This is a genomic window from Sapientia aquatica (genome assembly GCF_004358105.1).
Taxonomy (GTDB): domain Bacteria; phylum Pseudomonadota; class Gammaproteobacteria; order Burkholderiales; family Burkholderiaceae_D; genus Solimicrobium; species Solimicrobium aquaticum.
On record NZ_SMYL01000011.1, the window covers coordinates 66,017 to 88,065 of the forward strand.

14 protein-coding genes and 1 riboswitch are annotated in these 22,049 nt (G+C 49.9%); of the genes, 4 read left to right on the forward strand and 10 right to left on the reverse strand.

From position 1 onward, the window contains the following. Window positions 1–29: 29 nt before the first annotated feature. Window positions 30–1,334 (reverse strand): DUF2799 domain-containing protein, encoded by a 1,305-nt coding sequence (locus tag E2I14_RS16380; protein ID WP_133330523.1) that lies wholly within the window; start codon window positions 1,332–1,334, stop codon window positions 30–32. Between the two features lie 394 nt (window positions 1,335–1,728). Between E2I14_RS16380 and E2I14_RS16385 the strand changes: the two genes are divergently transcribed. Further along, entirely contained in the window at window positions 1,729–3,579 is a 1,851-nt protein-coding gene (locus tag E2I14_RS16385) for a DUF885 domain-containing protein (RefSeq protein WP_227544771.1), read from the forward strand. A 137-nt stretch (window positions 3,580–3,716) separates the two neighbouring features. Here E2I14_RS16385 and E2I14_RS16390 read toward each other — a convergent pair whose 3' ends face one another. Further along, window positions 3,717–4,364: an energy transducer TonB gene (locus tag E2I14_RS16390; RefSeq protein ID WP_133330525.1), complete on the reverse strand. Its 648-nt coding sequence runs from the start codon at window positions 4,362–4,364 to the stop codon at window positions 3,717–3,719. Between the two features lie 469 nt (window positions 4,365–4,833). On the opposite strand from E2I14_RS16390, the gene E2I14_RS16395 reads away from it, so the two are divergent. Both E2I14_RS16395 and E2I14_RS16400 read left to right on the forward strand, forming a co-directional pair. Beyond that, window positions 4,834–5,484, forward strand: coding sequence for a response regulator transcription factor (locus tag E2I14_RS16395; protein ID WP_133330527.1), 651 nt, complete (start codon window positions 4,834–4,836; stop codon window positions 5,482–5,484). 3 nt (window positions 5,485–5,487) lie between these two features. Beyond that, window positions 5,488–7,014 carry an ATP-binding protein gene (locus E2I14_RS16400; protein ID WP_133330529.1) on the forward strand — a complete coding sequence of 509 codons (1,527 nt, stop codon included), beginning with the start codon at window positions 5,488–5,490 and terminating at the stop codon, window positions 7,012–7,014. 11 nt (window positions 7,015–7,025) lie between these two features. On the opposite strand, the gene E2I14_RS16405 is transcribed toward E2I14_RS16400, so the two are convergent. From E2I14_RS16405 to E2I14_RS16420, 4 genes are all read right to left on the reverse strand, one after another. Continuing rightward, a complete protein-coding gene (locus E2I14_RS16405; protein WP_133330531.1) occupies window positions 7,026–7,673 on the reverse strand; it encodes a GntR family transcriptional regulator in 648 nt (215 codons plus the stop codon). A 25-nt stretch (window positions 7,674–7,698) separates the two neighbouring features. Further along, complete coding sequence (locus E2I14_RS16410; protein WP_133330533.1) at window positions 7,699–9,099, reverse strand: aspartate aminotransferase family protein; 1,401 nt, start codon at window positions 9,097–9,099, stop codon at window positions 7,699–7,701. Window positions 9,100–9,124: 25 nt separating this feature from the next. Further along, window positions 9,125–10,462, reverse strand: coding sequence for a glutamine synthetase family protein (locus E2I14_RS16415; protein ID WP_133330535.1), 1,338 nt, complete (start codon window positions 10,460–10,462; stop codon window positions 9,125–9,127). A gap of 528 nt (window positions 10,463–10,990) precedes the next feature. Further along, on the reverse strand, window positions 10,991–13,621 hold the full coding sequence (locus E2I14_RS16420) for a S53 family peptidase (protein WP_133330537.1): 2,631 nt from the start codon (window positions 13,619–13,621) through the stop codon (window positions 10,991–10,993). A 78-nt stretch (window positions 13,622–13,699) separates the two neighbouring features. Next, window positions 13,700–13,794: riboswitch (cyclic di-GMP riboswitch) on the reverse strand. Between the two features lie 612 nt (window positions 13,795–14,406). Here E2I14_RS16420 and E2I14_RS16425 point away from each other — a divergent pair. After that, window positions 14,407–15,366, forward strand: a complete 960-nt coding sequence (locus tag E2I14_RS16425) for a peptidylprolyl isomerase (protein WP_133330539.1) — start codon at window positions 14,407–14,409, stop codon at window positions 15,364–15,366. Between the two features lie 163 nt (window positions 15,367–15,529). On the opposite strand, the gene E2I14_RS16430 is transcribed toward E2I14_RS16425, so the two are convergent. From E2I14_RS16430 to E2I14_RS16445, 4 genes are all read right to left on the reverse strand, one after another. Beyond that, the gene (locus E2I14_RS16430; protein ID WP_133330541.1) at window positions 15,530–17,869 is read right to left on the reverse strand and encodes a DEAD/DEAH box helicase; all 2,340 of its coding nucleotides are present in this window, start codon (window positions 17,867–17,869) and stop codon (window positions 15,530–15,532) included. A 141-nt stretch (window positions 17,870–18,010) separates the two neighbouring features. Continuing rightward, window positions 18,011–19,462, reverse strand: coding sequence for a cytochrome P450 (locus E2I14_RS16435; protein WP_133330543.1), 1,452 nt, complete (start codon window positions 19,460–19,462; stop codon window positions 18,011–18,013). 87 nt (window positions 19,463–19,549) lie between these two features. Further along, entirely contained in the window at window positions 19,550–20,479 is a 930-nt protein-coding gene (locus tag E2I14_RS16440; RefSeq protein ID WP_133330545.1) for a 1-aminocyclopropane-1-carboxylate deaminase/D-cysteine desulfhydrase, read from the reverse strand. After that, window positions 20,480–22,027 carry an MFS transporter gene (locus E2I14_RS16445; protein WP_133330547.1) on the reverse strand — a complete coding sequence of 516 codons (1,548 nt, stop codon included), beginning with the start codon at window positions 22,025–22,027 and terminating at the stop codon, window positions 20,480–20,482. It abuts the gene before it with no gap. Between the last annotated feature and the right edge of the window lie 22 nt (window positions 22,028–22,049).

Sequence of the window (22,049 nt, forward strand, 5' to 3'; positions counted from 1 at the left end):
TCGGAAGCTTTAAACGACTCCCCCCCACATCAAAGATAAATATCCCGCTTAATCTGATCCCGCTGTTGTTGGTAGCGGAATTCCCATGACTTCAGTTCGTCGATGCGGCTGCGGATTTCGCCGAGCGCATCGCGTAAATCATCGCGTTCGCGGTTGTTGCGACGGTCGATGTTGGCGTTTTCTTTGTTGTCGGGGCGGTTTTTGTCGTCTTGGTTGCGCTTAATTTCTGCTTCGATGCGTTTGAGGCGATCTTCGGTGTCGCGGTAGCGCCTTGATTGGTCGTCGAAGTCGTCTCTATTTTGTCTTAGCTTGCGTCCCAGTTCTTGATAGTCGCGTCCGCTCAATAAAGCCCGCTGTAATTTTCTCTGCAAGTCAGGGGCGCACACATAGACTGCCATTCCCTGCCCTTGTTTACCCCATTCGAAGGCGTTTTCTAGGGTGCAATATTCGGCATTTTTCTGGCTCCATGCGGCGCTGTAAATGTCACGTGTTTGAGCAATGACGAAGTAACCCAAGCTACGCGCTTCCGCAATGCGCTGCTCGATTAAATAGGGCTTACCGTAGCCGTCTGCTGTGCCGATTTCTGTCCAATATTGAATGAGTCGCGCCTCCCAGCGTTGACGATATTCAGCTTCGTAAATTTTTAAACCGCGTCGTTGTGCTTCGTCTTTGCGACCATTGAATTCGCGTCCTGATGCGGCGTCGTTCCACCCTAGATTGCGCCAGTATTCGGGGATTTCTCTATTCCATCCAGCTTGGTAGGCATCTGGGCGCACGACTAGATTGCGACTTTTCGCGGACGTTGTTAGCTGCTGCAAATTACTGTCAGGGATACCAGCGTGCGCGTCCAAATAGCCCTGTTGCTCCCAGTAAGAATAATTGCCGCTCTGCCAGCCTTGTTGGTAACCTTCCGCATTAAAACCTACCAACGCATTGACAGCGGCGCGGGCGGCATTTTCGTCAGCGACCCTGCCGGCGCGTCCATCATTGCTACCTACTTGAATCCAAAAATCACGATTGCCTTGACGCCAACCGTCTTCATAAAAATTGGATTGAACGGGAGTTTGATTTTTGACGACCACTTCTGAGCGTATCTGTTGCTGAAATTGCGAGACCGGTAAACCTTGAAGGCCGTCGGCGCGCCCAAGTTGAAACCAAAATTGTTGGTTGCCCGCATTCCAACCATCTACATACAGGGACATTGAGCCTTGAGAGGCGCGCATGTCGGTCATTCTTGAACAGAAATCCGCTCGGTCAGAAAATTTTTGCGGCAACCCTGCGGCACCGTCTTTACTGCCGATCATGCGCCAATCGCCGGTGTTGCAATCGTTCATTTGGTTAATCGTGGTCTGACAACCAGCAAGGAAAAATAGAATCACTATGCTCGTTAAGTTGAGCCACTTTTTGAGGTGGAATTGATGCACGGCGGGCTTTCTACAAAGAAGTCTACAAAGGAGGGTGGCGCGAAATTTTAACCCAATTTATCAGGCTAACACTGTTGGCGATGAGGACGACTAAAATCCGAGTAGTTGACGCTAAGTTAGCACTAAGGTTATTCACATATTGATTATGCTGCGCGAGTTTTAATGAGAAGCCGATTTAGTTACACCAAAGCAATTAGATTGAATTAGAATAAATTCATTGCCGTCGGCCAAAGGCAAACGTTGCCAAATTCACGCAAAGTCAGCGCCAAAATCCAACTCGAATAACAAACAATAGAAAGCACAAATGAGACCTTTTTTTCCCCTTACCAAAATTAACTCGGCAATCAGCCTAGCGATGTTCACAGCGGCCTTGAGTTTTTCTTTGCCGCTGGCAGCACAAACGGCGGAGTCAGCACCAACAGCCGCCGTTACCCAGAACACCACCACGTCCGCTGCGCAGATTCAGTTAAATCAATTGATGACCGACTACTATTTAGCGGTGGCTAAATTTGATCCGGTGAATGCAACCGCGCAGGGTGATAATCGTTTCGACGATCAAATTGGGATGAGTATTTCGCCGCAAGAGCGCAATAAGCAATTCAATCGTTATCAACAATTCTTGGATAAGCTGCACGCCATATCCAGCGATCAGTTGGATTCGCCGAACCAAATTAACTATGCGATTCTTGATTATTATTTACAGACTGCGCTGTCGTACCGTTCCTTCCCGGATCATTTATTACCGATTCATCAGATGGATACGATGCCGATTATTTTGGCCAACTATGCCAGCGGCGGTAGTGATCAGCCGATTAACACGCCGCAGCAATATCGGGCTTATCTAAATCGGATTTCGCAATTACCTGCGTGGATCGATCAAGCAATTGTCAACATGCGCCAAGGCATGCGTAGCGGCGTGGTTCAGCCTAAGGCGCTGTTGGTTTCAGCACTGCCGCAATATAAAAACTTGGTCAGTGCAACGCCGGAGAAAAGTATTTATTACACGCCGATCACCAACCTTCCGGCCAGTTTTTCTAGCGCAGATAAACAGGCGTTGAGCGCGGCTTATCGCACGGTGATTGCGAGCAAATTAAATCCCGCCTTAGCGCGCTTGGCGACATTTTTAGAAAAAGAATATTTGCCAGCCTGCCGAACCAGCACCGGCTGGAGCGCCCTGCCGAATGGTCAAAAATGGTATGCGACGTATGTGGCCGATAAAACCACCACCTCGATGACGCCCGATCAAATTCACGAAACGGGCTTAAAAGAAGTGGCGCGTATCCAAGCGCAGTTTGCTGTGCTGGGACCTAAGTTAGGCTACAACGGCCCAGCGTCTGGTTTGCCAACGTGGGTTGCTGCCCAACCGCAGTTTTATCCGTACAAGACTGAGCAAGAAATTTTGGATGTGTTTAACCAACTCAACATGAAGCTGGATAGTAAATTGCCGGCCTTGTTTTCCTTGATTCCAAAATCAAAACTAGAAGTGCGCTTGGAGCCTGAACTAACTCGCGCCACCGCGTCGGCGCATTATTCTGGCCCAGCGGTAGATGGATCGCGCCCGGGAATATTTTGGGCGGTGGTCAACGATCCGAAGGAATACAACAGCACCGGAATTGACACCTTGTTTTTGCACGAAGGCCGCCCCGGACATCATTTCCAAGTCGCGCTGCAAATGGAAATGACGCTACCTGAATTCCGTAAATTTAGCTGGATCAACGCCTATGGCGAAGGCTGGGCGCTATACTCGGAAACCTTGGGCAAAGAAATGGGTTTATACGACGATCCAGCGCAATATTTTGGTCACCTCAATGACGAAATGTTACGCGCGGTGCGCTTGGTGGTAGATACCGGCATGCACGCACAAGGCTGGAGCCGCGAGCGCTCAATCCAATATATGCGCGATACATTGGGTTACAGCGAAGCAGAGGCGAAAAATGCCACCGAGCGTTACATGGCGTGGCCAGGGCAAGCGTTAGGCTATAAGATCGGCGCAATGAAAATCGCCCAGCTACGCGCACGCGCCTCCACTGCATTAGGCGACAAATTCAGCCTACCGGCCTTCCACGCGATTGTGCTTAACGACGGTCAATTGCCCTTGTCGGTGTTGGAGGCTAAGGTAGATCGCTGGATTGCTCAGACTAGCGCGGCGCATTAAAAAACCCACGACGGGAACTCGAAGGCGGCGCATTTCGATTAGGATTGCCGCCTTCGCCGTGCATAACTAAATCAGAACTAAAATTTTAGTATTAAGCTTCGCTTAAATCGCTAAGAAAAGCACGTGGCATGACAAAATCAGTCCGCCAAATTCCACGCGTACTGCAATTTTGCCCAACTCTTCTGCGCTTTGCCGTCAAGAGTTGCCGGTTTAAATTTACATAAACTCAAACCAGCTAGCGCAGCGCGATCTAGCTCTTTGTGGCCACTGGTTTGTTCAATGCGCGATTCGCTCACTTTGCCGTCCACGCCTATCAACAATCCCAACGTCACCACGCCAGTATCGCCGTTACGCAATGAGTTGCGAGGATATTCCGGTTTGTCGCACGATTTAGCTTCGACCACTGCGCCAACGAATACGGCTGCGGGCACGTCAATTCCAACCCCACCCTCTTTGCCACCTATCTCGTTGCCACCGCTTGTATGCGGCGGTTGTGGCGGCAGTGTAATGACTCGGTTTGGGTCCACTTCAACAGGTGGTAAATCGGGTGGAATGATCGTTGGGGTCACAGGATCTTTTAATTTCACCGGATCGTGTTCCACCTGCGGTGGATCAGGGAGAGGTTTGGGCGGAAATACGATTACGTCTTCCTGCCGAATAACATCGATCGAGGTAGTTTTTAAACCATAAATCAAAGCAGCAAACAGGGCGATGTGCATCGCACCGACAACAATCAGACTCGTCATGGAACGATGTTGCGGTTGAATATCCAGAGCAAATTTCATGTTAATCTCCTCGCTATATGAAATTTTATTACCTTAAATAAGTAATTTATTTACTCATTGGAAGTAAATATATATCCCCAAATTAAATAAGTAAACTATTTTCTGGAATAATTTTTACTTTTAAATAGCATTTAAATTACCATTTAATAGCAAATACTGCGACACTTAGTAACGAATAAACAATCTCGATCTGTAAAATCGAACAGCTTAATGAGATCAATCGCCGTCGATATTTAGTCAAAACCAACGAATTGGCCCAAAAATTCTAATTTCACCGCAATTTATAGATAAAAAAGTAGCCATATAACTCATTTAAACAATAATCAAATAGACTAGGCCAACCTTCGTCAGTCCATTAAAGCAAAAGCAATTTCGGGCAACAGTTAGTTAACCTTCCTAATACGACATGCTAAGATGCCTTTGTACAGAATAATTAATTCTCTTCACTAGCACTATTACTGGAATAACGATGAGCGACCAAATCACCTCTATCCGCGTTTTATTAGCCGATGACCACCCTATCGTAATGTCGGGCTTTGCCATGTCCTTGGAGGGGCACCATATTGACGTGATCGGCCAGGCACGGACGGCCGCCGATGCAGTTGAACAGTTCAATGCATTGCTACCGGATGTGGCAATCATCGACATTCGCTTTGGCGAGCAGCTATCCGGCTTTGATGTAGCTAAAACAATTCTGCAGAGCCACCCAACGGCACGCATTATTTTCCTCAGTCAATTTGATCAAGATAGTTTTATCAAAGAAGCCTACCGTCTGGGTGGTCGTGCCTTTGTTACCAAAGATTGCGATCCAGAAGAATTAGCCCAAGCAGTGCGCAAGGTGCACGCGGGCGAACTGGTGTTTTTACCGTTAATTGCCGAACGGCTCGCTAGCCTATCAATTCAAAAAGACACATCGCCCCAAACCTTATTGGACAACCGCGCATTGGCGATTTTTGTGCATATCGCGGAAGGATTAACCAATGCCGAAGTTGCCGACAAACTCGATATTTCCATCAAAACCGTGAGCAACATCAGTCAAACGATCAAAGAGAAATTAGGCGTACAACGACAGGCGGAATTTACCAAGTTGGCGCTCAAACACGGCTTAATTCAAGCCTAATCAATGAAGCTCACTACTTTGGAGAAGCATCGCTTCAACTGGAATAATTGGAGCATACGTCAACGCTTACTGCTAATCACCTTGTTGCCGGTGACGTATTTATTTTGTTTGCTGGTGTGGCATTCGTATTGGTCGTATTCGAGGGAAATTAATGAGGAAATCGAAGAGCGCGGCAAGATTATTTCGAAAGTGTTAGCCAAGAGTAGCGAGTATGAATTAGCGATGGGTCGGTTATCGGATTTACGATTAACGCTCGATAGCTTAATTCAATCGGAACATAGCATTGTCAGCATTGACATTCTTGATGCGGACAAAAAAATAATTTTGCATAGCCAGTCCGACGATAAAGATCAGTTGTTTCCGAAGGCATTTGATATGCCGATCAAAAAAAGTTTGATTTGGATCGAGGTTATCGGGAATAAGCTCGAACAAAGTCCCGTGCATGAGCCAGCGCGCAGCAATAAGCCAACGCAGATCGCTGGCTTTGTACATGTTGTGATGTCGCCCAGTGATTTGCAACGAAAGCAACAACACCGATTTGCCTTAGAGTTAATCGTAGCAGCGCTTGGTTTATTAATGAGTGGCGGTTTAGCGATTCTGTTTTCGCGCACGCTGTCGGCTTCGTTTAAATCGTTTATTGATGCATGTCGCGCTATCCGTGGCGGCCGATATCCGGTTCAGATTGACGTGACCGGCGGTGGTGAAATTGGTGAGCTGCAAGCGTCGATTAAAGAGATGGCGCAAAGTTTACAGCAAGCTACTCATGAACTCGAAAATAAAGTCAGTCAACGCACGCTGGAATTAGAAATATCACGTAATGAAGCCTTAAAAGCCAATGACGAAAAGCGTAAATTAATTCAAAAAGTTCAGACCATAGTTGAAGAAGAACGCAAAGCAATCGCCCTCGAAATTCATGACGAACTCAACGCCTCTTTAATTACAGTACGTCTGCAAGCGCAACGGATTATCGACCTTAGCGGCGACCAATCCGCCGACCCACAACAAGCCAAAATCAAGGAACACGCCCTGTCGATCAAGCAAATTGCGCGCAATCTCTACGACAATGGTCGCTCGTTAGTGCGGCGTTTGCGGCCTGAAGTACTGGATGTGTTGGGTTTGCAGGGTGCGTTGGAAGAGATGGTAACAAGCTACAACAGCACATATTCTTCCTGCCGGTTTAGTTGCCAAGTTCAGGGCGATTTTACTGGAATGAAAAATGCCACGGCTATGTCCACTTACCGCATTATCCAAGAAGCGTTATCGAACATAATCAAACACGCCCAAGCACGCCACGCCAACATTACTCTGCAATTAAGCGAAACTGACAATTTCGTTCAACTACAAATTAGCGACGATGGGAAGGGCTTTACACCGAATGACGACAGCGCCGGTATCGGCCTAGTTGGTATCCGCGAGCGCGTAGTCGGATTGGGTGGAACGATACATATTGAATCCCGCGTTGCGGTTGGGGCGATCGGTTCGGACGAGCATTCCGGAACAGTGATCACTATCAGGTTTGAAAATGCCTAACTAGGCCTACATCAATGACAAACCGTGCGTAAATACTGTCCCGCGTAAAACATATCCTGCTCGATTGCGCGACGCACAGCTGCGCCATCACGTTGTTCTATGGCGCTCATTACGTCGTCGTGGGCGGCGTTTAGTTTTTGCGCGAATTTTTCGTTTTCAAATAATTGATTTGAAATCGGCCCTACTTTAAGCCACACCGTTTCGATCAATTCCATGAGCAACGGTGAGCCGCTCGCGCGGTACAGCGTAACGTGGAAATCTTCGTTGGCATCGAGATAGCCTTTTAAATCATTGCGCTTAATTGCTTGCTCCATGTGCTCGTTTAATGTGCGCATGATTTGCATGTCGGTTGGGCTGATGCGATACGTGCCTAATTCGGCGGCTTGCCCTTCGAGCAGAATCCGCATCTGCAAAATGTCGTCGAATTCGGCGCGCTTTAGCTTAGGCACCATCACGCCGCAGTTGGGAATATTAACCAGACCGCCCTCGGCGGCCAGTCGTTGTAATGCGGCGCGCACGGGCATCACCGAGACACCTAGCTCTTGCGCGACCTGCCTAATTTTGAGCCGCTCACCTGGCAAAAATCGACCCACCGTAAGCCACTGGCGCAGCGTTTGGTAAATTTTATCTTGCAGTGTTGGGAAGGATTCTTCTTGCAAAGTGCGACCTCAGTGCGAAAAATAATTAGGCGGATTTTAGCAGCCGCAGGCATTGGTTGAATACATTTAAAAAATGGGCGATATCGTCCTCGGTGGTTTGCGGACAAACCAACATCATGTTGTGAAAAGGAGTGATTAAGATGCCGCGATTTAATAAGAATAAATGCACAATTTTTTCTAACTCGCTGTCCAGAATTAATTCTGCCGCGCTGCCATTGATTGGCGGCTGTGAGCAAAACTGGAATTCAGTTCGAGCGCCGACTTGGGTTACGCACCAAGGTAACTTATTGTCCGCGATCACGGCACGCAAACCAACGGCTAACTGGCCAGCTAATGCCAACATTTTTTGGTAGGCGGCGTCGGTCATGACTTCGGTTAAATTAGCGCGCATTGCTGCCATGGTCAGCATGTTGGCAGTCAAGGTTGTGCCGACGCCAGAATGGCCGGGCGGCGCATGGCGCTTGGCTTGTTCAACTCGTTGCGCTAGTTCTTTGGTGAATCCGTACACCGCACAAGGTACGCCGCCGCCTATCGGTTTGCCTAACACGATCGCGTCGGGCTTTAAGCCATTTAGCACAGCATAACCGCCCGGGCCGGAGCTGATCGTATGGGTTTCATCGATCACCAATTGTGTGCCATAGCGCTGGATGATTTTACGCGCTGCCTCCCAATAGCCCGGCGCTGGCAAGACCATGCCGATATTGGTCATCACGGGTTCTGCTAATACGCACGCGACATCTTCTTGCGCCAACGCTTTTTCCAATGCCACCAAATCATTAAATTCCACCACCACCGTGTTGGCCGTGAGATCAGTCACTTGCCCCAACAAACTATCGCGCTGCTTTGGCTTTCCATCGACCAAATCAACAAATACGTCGTCCACGGTGCCGTGGTAACAGCCGTTAAATACCAAGATTTTGGAGCGACCAGTGGCGGCGCGTATCCAGCGAATCACAAAGCGATTGGCGTCCGAGGCACTTAATGCAAACTGCCACACCGGCAGCTCAAAGCGACGCGCTAATTCTTCGGCGACGATTACCGCATCTTCGGATGCCATCATTGATGTGTAACCTTCACTCGCTTGTTTCGCCAGCGCCTTGGCAACTGGCGCGGGTGAATGTCCAAACATCGCGCCGGTGTCGCCTAAACAAAAATCCACATAGCGATGACCATCCGCATCGCTTAGTGTCGCGCCGTTTGCGGTGTTGACCGTGAGCGAAAAAGGCGTGGACCAATCGGTCATCCAATGCATGGGCACGCCGAATAATAAGTGTTGCCCAGCACGCTCGGCTAATGCGCACGACTTAGGATTATTTTTTAGAAATGTGGCACGTTCTTGTTCGCGCAATTGTTGCCCGCGCTGCCAATCAATACCTGCGCAAAGGGTTGAAGATACGTTTGAATTTGACGCCGTTGAGTTAGTCATGGAATATCGCTCCTAAATAAATTGATCACACTAACAGCATCAAATGCTCGCGTTCCCACGAACTGATGACGCGGCTATAGGTGGCGAATTCCAGTTCCTTGACTTCGCAAAACGCTTGCACAAAAAGCTGGCCCAAAATATCGCCCAACGGTTTGCAGGCGCGCATGCGTGAGATGGCGTCTTCCAAGTTACGCGGCAATTCATCGTGCACGTGCTCTGCGCTGCCCGCGGTTGGCGCGGACGGGCTTAGGTTTTCGACCATACCAAGATAACCACAAGCCAGCGTTGCGGCCATCGCAAGATAGGGATTGACGTCGACGCCGGGAACACGGTTTTCGATGCGCCGATTGGTGACATTGGAATTAGGAATGCGTATGCCGCAACTGCGGTTGTCGTACCCCCAGCGCACATTGGTTGGCGCGGACATAAAGCGCGATAAGCGACGATAGGAATTAACATACGGAGCGAACAACAACATCGCTTGCGGAACATATTTCTCTAGTCCTGCGAGGTAATTGAAAAACAATGGACTCGCTGCACCATCCGCGGTTGAGAAAATATTTTGTCCGGTTACCGCATCGACCACGCTTTGATGAATATGCATGGCGCTGCCCGGTTCTTGCTCCATCGGCTTGGCCATAAAAGTGGCAAAAATTCCGTGACGCAATGCTGTCTCACGCACAGCGCGTTTAAACAAAAACACTTGGTCTGCCAACTCCAGCGGATCGCCGTGGGTAAAGTTAATTTCCATCTGTCCCGCACCGGCTTCATGAATGAGCGTTTCCACACCGAGTTGATGTGCATTGCAGAACGACGACAATTCTAAAAAGAATGGATCGAAATCATTTACCGCATCGATGGAATACGATTGCCGCCCAATCTCTGGCTTGCCGCTGCGCCCTAGCGGCGAGGTCAAGGGTTCGTGCGGATTACTGTTTTTGGCAACCAAATAAAATTCCATTTCTGGCGCAACAACCGGCTTCCAACCGCGTTCACGATACAAATTCAACACATGCCGCAGCACGGCTCGGGGCGATAAGTTGACCGGACTACCGTCAAAGTTTTGGCAATCGTGGATCACCAAAGCGACCGATTCGACCGCCCACGGAACGATGCGTATTGTTGCGGGGTCGGGCACGCAAATCATATCGGGATCGGTGGGGCCGACATAGGGATTGTTATCTGGCTGCTCGCCAGCGACGGTATTCAACAAGACGCTTTTGGGCAAACGCATTTCACCGGCAGACAAAAATAAATCGCGCGGGAGAATCTTGCCGCGTGCGATTCCGGTCATGTCAGAAATGACGCATTCGACCTCGTGAATGTTGTTAGCTCGTAAAAAATCAGACATCGTCGTTAGCATAGGACTAGCTCGCTTAAGTTATGGGCAGAATCGCCTGTTTTAATTTCACTCAAGCTAGATTTGATCACAAATAATCAAAAAAAGATAGTTAACGCCATTTTTAGAATAAAAATAACCTTATTGAATAAATATGTGATCACAATTAGCAATCACCATTGAAGTAGATAAAACGTCGCGGTTAGCCGATTTAAGCGACTAACGCTCTAGCCAGCAATAAGGCGACGAACAATTTCATTGTTGATTCAGGGGGATGGGAAGGAGAGGAATCTGACCGGTTTATGGTGCAAATTGGGAGGGTTTTATGAAGCGGAAAATGTCGAGGGTAAAGCGGCCTTGCGATCCATTTTTTAAACAATTCCTAGCAGGCCTGATTCAGCTCTTTCGCTTGAACCAACTAGCGATTTCGGGGGCACCTATCCGCTGAACTTCTTAGCATCGCGGATAAAAAAATGCCCCGAAAAACCAACATTTCGGGGCACAGTCTCCCTTGCTAATTTCTATCCAACTTCACACCAATATCTAACTCGATTAGTGTACTGCAATCGTAATTGGTACTACTAGTTTTGCAGTCGCTCCAGTATTGTCTGTTGCGGTTACTGTCACGTTGTATGTGCCTGTGACAGGGCTTGACCATAAGACGCCGATCACCAAGCCCGCCGGTGAAAAACTCACGCCCATCGGCATGCCGGTAATTGACACTTGCATCGAGGTCGCGGCTTTGTCGGTGATCGTAATCGTGCCACTCAACGGCTTTCCTGCGACACCGGTCATGGTCGTGGCGGTGATGACGGGACCAGCAACCGTTTTTGCGGCGATTACGACGCTAAACACGCCTGTGCCGCTTAAGCCGGTTTTACTATCTTTGGCGGTCAAAGTTACTGTGTAGCTGCCTTGGACGGGCGTAGCCCAAGTCACTACTCCAGCCGCGCTGATGACCATGCCAGAAGGCGCGCCAGACAGCGTGTAGGTAATCGGATTAGAAGCGCTGACCGTCGGCGTAAATGATAATGCCGTACCCACCGTGCCATTGATGGTGGCACCCGTGATTGTTGGCGGCGGTGTCTGCGCAATGACTATCGTGACGATACCTTTGCCGACCAATTTAGTGACGGTGTCGGTTGCCAGTACTGTGACTGAATAGGTGCCAGCGACTGGTGTTGCCCACGCAAATACGCCTGCGTTAGAAATCGATAATCCTGCCGGTGCCCCCGTTAAACTGACTGTAATTGGATCGACCGCAGTAATCGGCACGGTGGCTGACAACGCTTTTCCGACTTGCCCATTGACCGTGGTGACTGGGACGACTGGCGCGGCTGGCACGGTGATTTTGACGGTATATACGCCAGAGCCGCTCAAGCCGTTCACATTGTCTTTGGCATTCACAGTCACCGCATAATTCCCCGCAGCCGGAGTTGCCCAAGTTACGGCGCCCGAACTGTTAATCGTCATGCCACTTGGCGCACCGGTTAATGAGTAGGTAACCGCATTGGATGCGGCAACTGAGACCGTAAAGCTCAATGGTGTTGTCGTTAATCCGTTAATGGTGGCCGGCGTCACCACTGGCGCAACAGCAACGGAAGTCGCACCCGACAAAACACTCAACATGCTCACGACATTTGGCGTTCCGAGGCCAGTCACTTCGTCGTACCCAACCCGCGCCGAACAACGTGCGCAGGAGCCATCTGAGCCGCTAGTAACATCCAAAAATGTGCTGGAATAGGCGCTCGCGTTTTGCGCAATTTGTGAGTACAGCGTGGCATGTGGCGCACCGACCGCGGCCTTACCACTCAGTGCGCGCTGTGCATTAGCAATGGCAATAATTCCGGCCCATTGTGGCGTCGATAAGCTCGTTCCACCAGCACTCACCCAACTCACCGCACTGCTACCAGCATTAATAATCGCCACATACTGTCCGGAGTTCGGATCGCCATTAAACGCGACGTCAGCCACACCGCGATTGGACTTGGTACCCATGCCTGGGACGCTGCTCGATTGATAGCTTGGTGCCGCGACATAGGCGCTCACTCCGCCGCCGGTATTGGACCACGCCGTTTCGCTACGCGCTGCCGTTGCAGTTCCAGAATAATTCAACGTCGTCCCACCAACAGCCAACACGCGGCTTGAAGCCGACGGCCATGATACGCCGGTGCCGTTGTCACCGGTGGCCGCCAAATACGTCATGTTTGCGGTGGCGAACAATGAATCCATCGCTGCCATCCACGAACCTTCGGGTGCACCAAAACTCATCGACACTGCGCCTGGCCCCATTGCGTTGGCTAAACTGATCGCGCCTGAAAAACTAGTGCTAGAAGCATCCGGTGCTTCGATCAAAATAATGCGTGCCATCGGCGCTGTGGCATGGGCCCATTCCACGTCCAAAGCAATTTCAGTTGCCCATCCAGCGTCGTTTGCAGGCGACGCAGAAGTGAGCGTGCCAGCTGCGCTGCTATACACTACCGAAAATTGGCAACCAGTCGTCGGAGCCGCCGCCAGCGGCAGCTTGGTGCTGGCAGGCATATTAACCGTCGTGCAGCCCATGAGCCCAAAATGCGTATTAAACGCGGCTAATTCAGCAATCACATTCGGGTCGTTATACGCATCAACAATATAAATAGTTTGACCTGCACCCAGCGCCGCCGCTTGCGCTGCAGTCATTGCTGCGGTTGTTGGCAAAGAAGGTAAAGAATATGCCGCACGGATTTGCGCGGGAGTATACGTCGTCACCACGCCGGTTGAGGCCGCTGGTTTGCCCGCCGCGTCCGGAACAACGCCAGATTGTTGCGCGGCCTGCATTTGCTGCAACGTCGCGCCGCGCATCGCAAACCCACGCATATGTTCTGGCACACGATGCAGCGCAGGTGCTTTGCTTGCCGACGCATCGTTGTTGTAGGCATCAACATTGCTCGGTGCGCTCAATTCGACCGGCGCTAAATAGAAAGCTGGTTTGGCAATTTGCTGCCCATCAAGCCCTTGCGGAACTGGACTGACCAAATCAAAGGTGGTCGTCGCCGTCGCAATCGCTGCGGGTGCCGCTTGTTGCGTGGCAGTCGAACTGGTCGACGAAGATTGTCCGCCGCAAGCGCTGAGCATAACGGCAACGCTGAACGTGCTTAGCAAGCTAGCTAATGGGACAGACGTGGTGTGATTGGGTGACTTCATTACTCGCTCCAACAAATTGAGCGAGGGCGGCGCTAGAACAAAACTCAACAATAAGCAGAGAAACTACCCATCATGAGATTTGGCAACCCCGCTACCGTTGCGCTTATTACATCATGCGCTTTAGGCCGGAGGCTTTGCGTCCCTATCTTTCAATAGGTTTGCCCTCAGTGAACAAATTTAAAACTCACAAAACGTGAATTTCAACAAAACTGTTTTTCTTACATTTGGATACTAGTCCTTTTTTTCTCAGATCAAAAGCGATTTCACACTTTTTCGCAAACTATTTTTGATTCATTATCGGAACAATCACATTGCTTATAATTTAAGCACGTCGTCATAGGAGAAAAGCTATTTTTTTGGCTATTTTTACTCTGAATTTTTGATGCTTTTTTGAGCAGTATTAGAGAAAAGTTTGGGCGTTTTTTCATATTTTTTCAGAACGCGAATTGCTTAAATTTATAGCAAGCGATTCTAACTCAACGAAAACTAAACTCGCGCGTCAAATCAATAAGCATGCTTATTTTTTCAGCAAAACTCATAAAGTCCATGCAACCACCCCAATCCCGCGCTAAAATTACCCGCTTTAGCGCCCGCAAGGACTAATTTACCTGCCACGCTAAGATGGGAAGATGACAAATTAAGGCTTGAAACGCCCTGAAACAAATTAAGTACAAATTTCATATTCTCTTCATCATTCGCAGGTAGAATCCGTTGTCGTTTTACATTTACCATTCGCCTATATCCACCATTATTGATATAGGCCGAAACACTTTAAAGGAAATAAGATGTTGATTAACTCTCGCGTTATGCTCGCTGGTGCTGCTGCACTGTTAGCACTGACTGCTTGCACTCCAAAAGATGCTGACAAATCAGCCGCATCGGCTTCAGCTTCTGCCACTGCAAAAGATGTTGTCGCCGCCACCGTCAACGGCACACCAATCAACCAAAAACAAGTGGACATGATTCTCAAGCAGCAACGTGGCATGCCGGATACGCCAGAAACGCGCAAGATGATTATCGAAAACATCGCTGTGCAATTATTGGTTGCGCAAGAAGCCGTTAAAAAAGGCTTAGACAAAACACCAGATACATTGGACGAATTAGAAATCGCAAAACAATCTGTGTTAGCGCAAGCCTACGTTCAAGACTACCTCAAACATAACGACGTCACTGACGCACAATTGGCAACCGAATACGACAAGTTAAAAGCACAGTCGTCGGGCGACCAATACAAAGCACGTCATATCTTGGTAAAAACCGAAGACGAAGCCAAAGCGATAATTGCAAAGTTGAACAAAGATCCAAAACAATTTGAAGCACTCGCCAAAGCACAATCCTTAGACCCAGGTTCAAAAGTTAAAGGCGGTGATTTAGGTTGGTTTGATCCAAAAGGTATGGTTCCTGAATTTAGCGCAGCCGTAGCGAAATTAGAAAAAGGTAAATTTACCGAAGAGCCAGTCAAATCACAGTACGGCTACCACGTGATTTTCTTAGATGACAAGCGCGCTAACCCAAGCACCTTGCCACCATTAGAGCAAATCAAAGCACCGTTGAGCCAACAGATTAAAGAACAAAATCTGAAAAAACTGGTTGAAGAAATGAAAGAAAAAGCCAAGATCGACATCGTTGGCGCACCAGCGGCACCAGCAGCTCCAGCCTCTGCACCAGCAGCCCCAGCAGCACCAGTCGTCGGCGCACCAGCTCCATCTGGTTCTAAACCTGCAGCATCAACACCAGGCAAATAATCTTGCTACATTAATCGCTAACTGATTTAGCGATCAATAATAAAAAATCCCCGTTACAGCGATGTAACGGGGATTTTTTTACGGCGTTGATGGGCAATAAATTCAATCGAGTTGTTTGATTAAGTCAGCTGCTACGCCGACCTAATAAAACAACGTAGTTCATTTATTTGGGCTTGCGTTTCGCGCCGTCTTTGGCGTCGCTGATGAAACTTTTCTTCTTAGCCGCTTGTGCTTGCTGCGCGGCCTTGTCTGAATTGATTAAGCCCGCGCCAACGTGTTTGATGTTTAATTGCTGCCCCGCCAAACGCACCGCTTTGAGATTATCGAGAATATGTTGTGGCATTCCTTCGGGTAAATCCAACACGCTGTAGCTGTCGAAAATATCGATGCGGCCGATGTGTTTGGCATCGAGTTTCGCTTCCGCTGCTACCGTGGTCACGATTGCGCTTGGGGTAATTTCGTGGTTGCGGCCTACTTCGATGCGGTAGCTTTGAACGGCGAATTTACTCTTACTGTTTGGCTTTTCTTTTTTGACGCGCGGCTGGGCGACTTCGTCCAATTTGGCGGCTGGTTTGGCTTCGACTTTTTCGGACTTGTCGTTGCGATCTACTTTGACCGGCTTTTCAAATTTTTCTGTTTTCTTTTCGGGCTTGGCGAAGTCTGCGCGCTTTTCAGCTGGTTTTTCAAACGCTTTTTCAACTGGTTTTTCGAACGCTTTTGGCGCACTGCGCGGCGCGACTTCTGGGACGTGCGCGGCGGCTTCTGGTTGTCCATCTACCGTGATTTTTAATTGCTGGCCGGCGACCCAAACAGCTTTTAAATGCTGCATCACTTCTTTGGGTAAATCGCTCGGCAAATCCAAAATACTGAAGCCATCGTAGATTTCGATGCGTCCGATATTCTTGGAGTCGATATTGGCTTCGTTGGCAATCGCGCCGACGATGTTGCCCGGTTTAACGCCGTGATCGTGACCTACTTCGATACGGTAGCTTTGCATGCCGGGTTCGGACACGCGGGGCGCACGTTCGCGCTCTGGGCGAGCGGAACGTTCGCTGCGTTCACGCATTGGACGGTCTTCACGACCGAAACGATCAGCACGTTCTAGGCGCTCACCTCGATCACTACGTTCACGGGTTGGACGTTCGTCGGAGTGCGCGGTTTCCATGCGCGGTTCGCGTTTGTTTTTATCCAATAGCAGTGGCACATCGCCGCGTGCAATCTTGGCTAACGCGGCAGCGATTTCAATTGCTGGCACATTATGTTCTTGCTCATACGCTTCGATAATGGCTTGGAATTGTTCCAATTCACCTTCTGCAATCGTGGCGCTAATTTGGTCTTTAAACTTGGCGATCCGCACGTTGTTGACCGTTTGAATGCTAGGCAATTCGAGCGGTGACACTGGCTGGCGAGTGGAACGCTCGATCATTTTGAGCAAGCCTTTTTCGCGCGGCGTGATGAATAAAATTGCCTCGCCGCTGCGACCAGCGCGACCAGTTCGGCCAATGCGGTGCGTATAGCTTTCTGGATCGTGCGGCACATCATAATTAATCACGTGGCTGATGCGCTCCACATCCAAGCCGCGCGCGGCCACATCGGTGGCGACCAAGATGTCGATCTTGCCGTCTTTGAGTTGTTGAATCGTGCGCTCACGTTGCGCTTGTTGAATGTCGCCATTGATCGCGGCAGCAGAAAATCCGCGTGCCGATAAACGACCGGCTAATTCTTCGGTACCTAATTTAGTGCGCGCAAAAATAATCATGCCGTCGAATGTTTCTGCTTCCAAAATCCGAGTCAAGGCATCCAATTTATGCATGCCGCTGACCAACCAATAACGTTGGCGGATATTGTCGGCGGTGCCGGTTTTGGCGGCCACGGTAATCTCGGCCGGTGAGCGCAAATAAGTTTGCGCAATGCGTTTGATTGCTGACGGCATGGTGGCCGAGAACAAGGTGGTTTGGCGCTCGGACGGTGTCTCTTGCAAAATCCGCTCTACGTCGTCGATAAAACCCATACGCAGCATTTCATCGGCTTCGTCCAACACCAAAGTTTTTAATTTCGATAAATCGAGCGAGCCTTTATCCAAATGATCAATCACGCGGCCCGGCGTCCCAACCACCACGTGCACGCCACGGCGCAGCGCGGACAATTGCGGACCGTAACTTTGACCACCATAAATTGGCAACACATGAAAGCCTGGAATATGCGCGGCATAGCTTTGAAATGCTTCGGCCACTTGGATCGCTAGTTCCCGCGTTGGCGCAAGCACCAAGGCTTGCGGCGCGGTTTGTTTGATATCGATGCGCGACAAAATCGGTAACGCAAAAGCGGCGGTTTTACCGGTGCCGGTTTGGGCTTGACCGAGCACATCGCGATTGGCTAATAGCAGCGGAATAGTGGCCGCTTGAATCGGGGATGGGGTTTCGTAACCGATGTCATTGAGCACGCGCAGTAAGGCGTCACTTAAATTTAATTCGGCGAAAGTGGGGAGGGATTGTTCAGACATGGGGTACTCGCAGGTTCATTGGGTCGCGTATGCGACGAGGTGGGGCGTAGTTTACTCCGTTGTTGCTGCGCTGCACAGCGAATAAAGGCCGGGATTGAAGTTCAAGTCCCGGCCTTCGTAGCGATTACTTGGTTATAGCTGCTATTTACGCAATTTCAAGCGCATTTTGAGTCCGACGGGCGCCATGGTGAAGGCCATATGCTCTTCCGGCTCTTTTCCGTTGGGTGCCGTTATCGAATCAATATCGAATCGGGTTAATAACATCGCCATGGCGATTTTCATTTCGAGCAAGGCCAAATAGCGCCCTGGGCAAATCCGCGGGCCTGCGCCGAATGGCATGGAAATACGTTTCACCGAACTAATCGCTTGACCGGCGGTTTGGGCGGCTTCGCTAGTGCTTAACCAGCGCTGCGGGTCAAATTGCGCGGCGTTGGGAATATGGCTGTCTTCCACGCTGTCGCGGCGCATTAAGTTGAATACCAAGGTTCCCGTTGGCACTTCTACATCGCCAATCACCATTTCTTTTAAGGTTTGCAGCGGAATCATAGGCGCAACCGGTTTTAAGCGCATCGACTCATTAATGCAGGCATCCAGATAATCCAAGTCGTTGAGCTTGTCGATGCTGTACGATGTTTCGCCATCCAATTTGCTGCGAAGCTCTTGCTGCAAGGTCGCCAAGGTGGAAGGATTAGCCCATAGCAAAGACAGCAGCCACGCGAGCGAATTGGCGGTCGTGTCTTCACCGGCCAGCAACATAGTCAACACATTGCCGGCCACATCGTTGTCGTTTAAACCGCTGTCGCCCTGATCGGCGGCGTTAATCATGGCTTCCAGTAAATTACTCGGATGCTGGCGCAATTCGGGATGTTGGCGCAAGCGTTCACGGCCTTGCGCGACGAAGCGATCAATGGCGGCGTTGACTTCGGCCACGCTGCGATCGAGCGCACGATCGGACGGCAAACGGAAATAACGCCAATAGCGAAACACCGCCAAATTCCGCTTATGCACCGCTGGGAAAATTTTATCCAAATGCGATTGGATAATATCGTCGCCCGATTCCAGCGTATTCACATCATGGCCAAAGGCCAGGCCAGTAATTGTATCGACGGTAAACCGCATTAAATCGGCTTGCAAATCGATGTCGGAGCCGAGCGATTTTTTCCAGCGCGATTCCAAGCGGTCGGTAACTTTGATCATGGCCGGAAAGTAGGCTTTGACATGCGCCGGATCGAAGGCCGACATGGCCATGCGCCGCATCTTTTTCCAGACTTCGCCGTTTGCGCCAAACACGCCGACTTGCAAGCCCATGTCTTTCCACGTTTCGGCCAGTCGTTGGGTGCGATCAAAACCATCTGGGCGCTCGCGCAGATTCTTGGCAATGACTTGGTGATCGGAAATGACCAGCAATCGTCTAGCGCCCAATTTAACGACAAAATACGCGCCAAATTCGCGACTCCACTGTTCCAATTTTTGGTGGAATAAATGCGGCACGATATCCAACGCATTGCCGATCAGCGGTAATCCTTTGGGGCTGGGCAAATCGGCTAGGCGGCGCAGCATCGGTTCGGCGACAGCGGTTTGATCGGTAGACATAGACACCCCAAAAAAGAAAATGGACAGCGCTCGATAAAGTCTAGCTTTATAGCATGTTTTTTGAAGGAAATATCCTTGCGAAGCACTCTAAACACGCAGAGAACCGCGCGCGCCTTGCAGTCCGCCAGTGTGAATAACGGCAATAGAAGTCTGGGGTGCGAAATAGCCGGATTTGACCAGTTCACGCAGGGCGTAGAAGACTTTGCCAGTGTAGACCGGCTCGATCATGATGGCGCTTTGTTCGCAAAACTGAAGGCAAAATTGCTGCAATGCAAAAGACGATTTCGCGTAACCGCCGTGGTGAAAATCAGTCAGCAATTGATAGTTTTGGTAATCTGGATAACCAGCATGCTTCAACAAGCGGGTCACTTCGCCGCGCAAATATTCGGCATTTTTTAACACCGCAACGCCGACGACTGTGCTGCGACCTTTCAGCCCGGCCAACAATCCTGCTAAGGTCGCTGCGGTGCCGCACGCGACCATAATGACATCGGGCAGCTTGGGCTGCTGCAGTTCTAGTTCGCCCACAATTTCGGCCACACCGCGCAACGCATCGGGGTCGCTACCGCCTTCGGGCAGCCAATGGAATTGCTGCAGTCTGCACGAAAAATCGGGCAGCAATTGCTGCCAAAAAAGCGGCTCGGTGCGCAATCGTCGGTAGGATGTCCGATCGACGAATTGCAGTTGCATGCCTTGTTGACGGCAATCATCTAACGTGGCGCTATTAACACCGCTATCACCACGAATTAAACCAATACTTTGATAACCAAACGCCTGCGCCGCAAAGGCCGTTGCATGCAAGTGGTTGGACCACATTCCGCCCATCGTTACCAAGGTTGGAGGCGATGGCGAATCGAGCTGCTGAGCAATGCGCAGCAGTGGATATTTGAGCTTGCGGAATTTATTTCCAGACACGATCGGATGCAGCAGATCGTCGCGCTTAATCCAAATCGGCATCCCCACTAATTCAGAGTGCTCTAGAAGTTGCAAAGGCGAAGGTGGCGCGTCAAAAAACATTTAGCGCAATCGCTTCTGAACTAGCAAGATGACGAGTATCACCACAGCACAAATTCCCTGCCAACGAAAAATATCTTCGCACGCCATAAACAAGGCTTGCCGATAGATGTCAATTTGCTCCAGCGTTAACTCTTTTAGTCCATCAATATTGGCCAATACCGCCGCCATCTTGGCTTTATATTGAGCCCAATGTGGATTGGATACGCTGATGTGTTCCGTCATCGTCGCCACGTGTTTAATCTGCTGGTTCTCTAGCATCACCGCGCTGACCGACACGGCAAAGGTCGCGCTCAATTGGCGCAAGATATTTTTAGTCTGATAGCCGTGGGCGAAAATTTCCTCGTCCAATTCCGAGAACACCAAAGCGGCCAGAGGAATCGCCAATAAAATCGTAAACACACTGCGCATCATGGTCAAAATACTGATGTGCATAAAGCTAGCATCCGCTGGCAAGACCGACATACTGAATCCGTAAATCGACATTGCAATTAGGGCGATGATCATAAACGGGCGCTTGGATTTAATCCGCGCCGAATAATGAAAATAAGCGAGCAACACCATGAGGCCAAACAACGATGCGATCGTTAAAATCAAGCCTGCCGTCACAAAGCTATAGCCTAAGGTTTTCTCCAAAAAAAGTGGAAAGACAAAGGCATTGGAATTACTCAAAAAGTAGTACCAAAAATAAAAAAACAATCCCATCAAATAACTCGCATTACCCAACTCATGCACGCGCAATAAGGATTGCTTATGCTTGGATTGATGCAGTACAAAATACCAAGCCAGCCCGACACCGATCATGAGCAATAAGGGAATGTGACCAAAGCCAGAAAAATAATTAAAGCGGAATTCGGTGAGCGCCAATTCAATCCCGAAAATCCCCAGCATCACCAAGCCAATTGACGCCATCGGCAAATCACTCGGCGCCACATCGTGCACTCGACCGTGCTTGCGTGGCAGCGCCAAGCCAATAAAGGTAATCGCTAACAAAGCCAGTGGAATCGGCAGCCAAAAAATCGCCTGCCATCCAAACGCTTCGATGGATTTACCTGCTAAGAATGGCGCTAAGGCCGAGGGCCCGAACACGCCCAATAAAAATATCCGCACCGCCAACACGCGCCGCTTGGCCGGGATTTGAGTCTGCAATAACACGCGCGTGGTGGTAAATAGCGCGCCGCCACCGACGCCTTGCAACAAGCGTGTAAAGCCCAATTGCCACACATTGGTGGTCAACGTACAGGCCACGCCAGCGGCCACAAACAAAATTAACGAACCTATCAAAAAGCGGCGATAACCCCACAAGCGCACCCAATGACCTTGGGTGAAAATCATGCAAATCGCGGTTACCGCATAGGCCAAAGCGATCATGCTGTATTCAAACTGACTGGCATGTATACCGGCTTGAATCGGATTGGCGGAGAAGACGAAGAGCTGGTTTTCGAGCAATTCAACCGATACCGCGAGCGCAATACCGAGCATGAGCAGCATACCGGGTTCGGCGATTTTTTCGTGACCGGGGATGACTAGATTGGCTTCAGGTTGGCTCACAGAAGCTCCCACATTGAAACCG

Excerpts from the sequence above, each read along its gene's own strand:
- E2I14_RS16435 (WP_133330543.1), bottom strand. The coding sequence starts at position 19,462 with ATGTCTACCGATCAAACCGCTGTCGCCGAACCGATGCTGCGCCGCCTA.
- E2I14_RS16420 (WP_133330537.1), bottom strand. The coding sequence starts at position 13,621 with ATGAAGTCACCCAATCACACCACGTCTGTCCCATTAGCTAGCTTGCTA.
- E2I14_RS16380 (WP_133330523.1), bottom strand. The coding sequence starts at position 1,334 with ATGAACGATTGCAACACCGGCGATTGGCGCATGATCGGCAGTAAAGAC.
- E2I14_RS16415 (WP_133330535.1), bottom strand. The coding sequence starts at position 10,462 with ATGCTAACGACGATGTCTGATTTTTTACGAGCTAACAACATTCACGAG.
- E2I14_RS16425 (WP_133330539.1), top strand. The coding sequence starts at position 14,407 with ATGTTGATTAACTCTCGCGTTATGCTCGCTGGTGCTGCTGCACTGTTA.
- E2I14_RS16430 (WP_133330541.1), bottom strand. The coding sequence starts at position 17,869 with ATGTCTGAACAATCCCTCCCCACTTTCGCCGAATTAAATTTAAGTGAC.
- E2I14_RS16440 (WP_133330545.1), bottom strand. The coding sequence starts at position 20,479 with ATGTTTTTTGACGCGCCACCTTCGCCTTTGCAACTTCTAGAGCACTCT.
- E2I14_RS16385 (WP_227544771.1), top strand. The coding sequence starts at position 1,729 with ATGAGACCTTTTTTTCCCCTTACCAAAATTAACTCGGCAATCAGCCTA.
- E2I14_RS16395 (WP_133330527.1), top strand. The coding sequence starts at position 4,834 with ATGAGCGACCAAATCACCTCTATCCGCGTTTTATTAGCCGATGACCAC.
- E2I14_RS16390 (WP_133330525.1), bottom strand. The coding sequence starts at position 4,364 with ATGAAATTTGCTCTGGATATTCAACCGCAACATCGTTCCATGACGAGT.
- E2I14_RS16410 (WP_133330533.1), bottom strand. The coding sequence starts at position 9,099 with ATGACTAACTCAACGGCGTCAAATTCAAACGTATCTTCAACCCTTTGC.
- E2I14_RS16400 (WP_133330529.1), top strand. The coding sequence starts at position 5,488 with ATGAAGCTCACTACTTTGGAGAAGCATCGCTTCAACTGGAATAATTGG.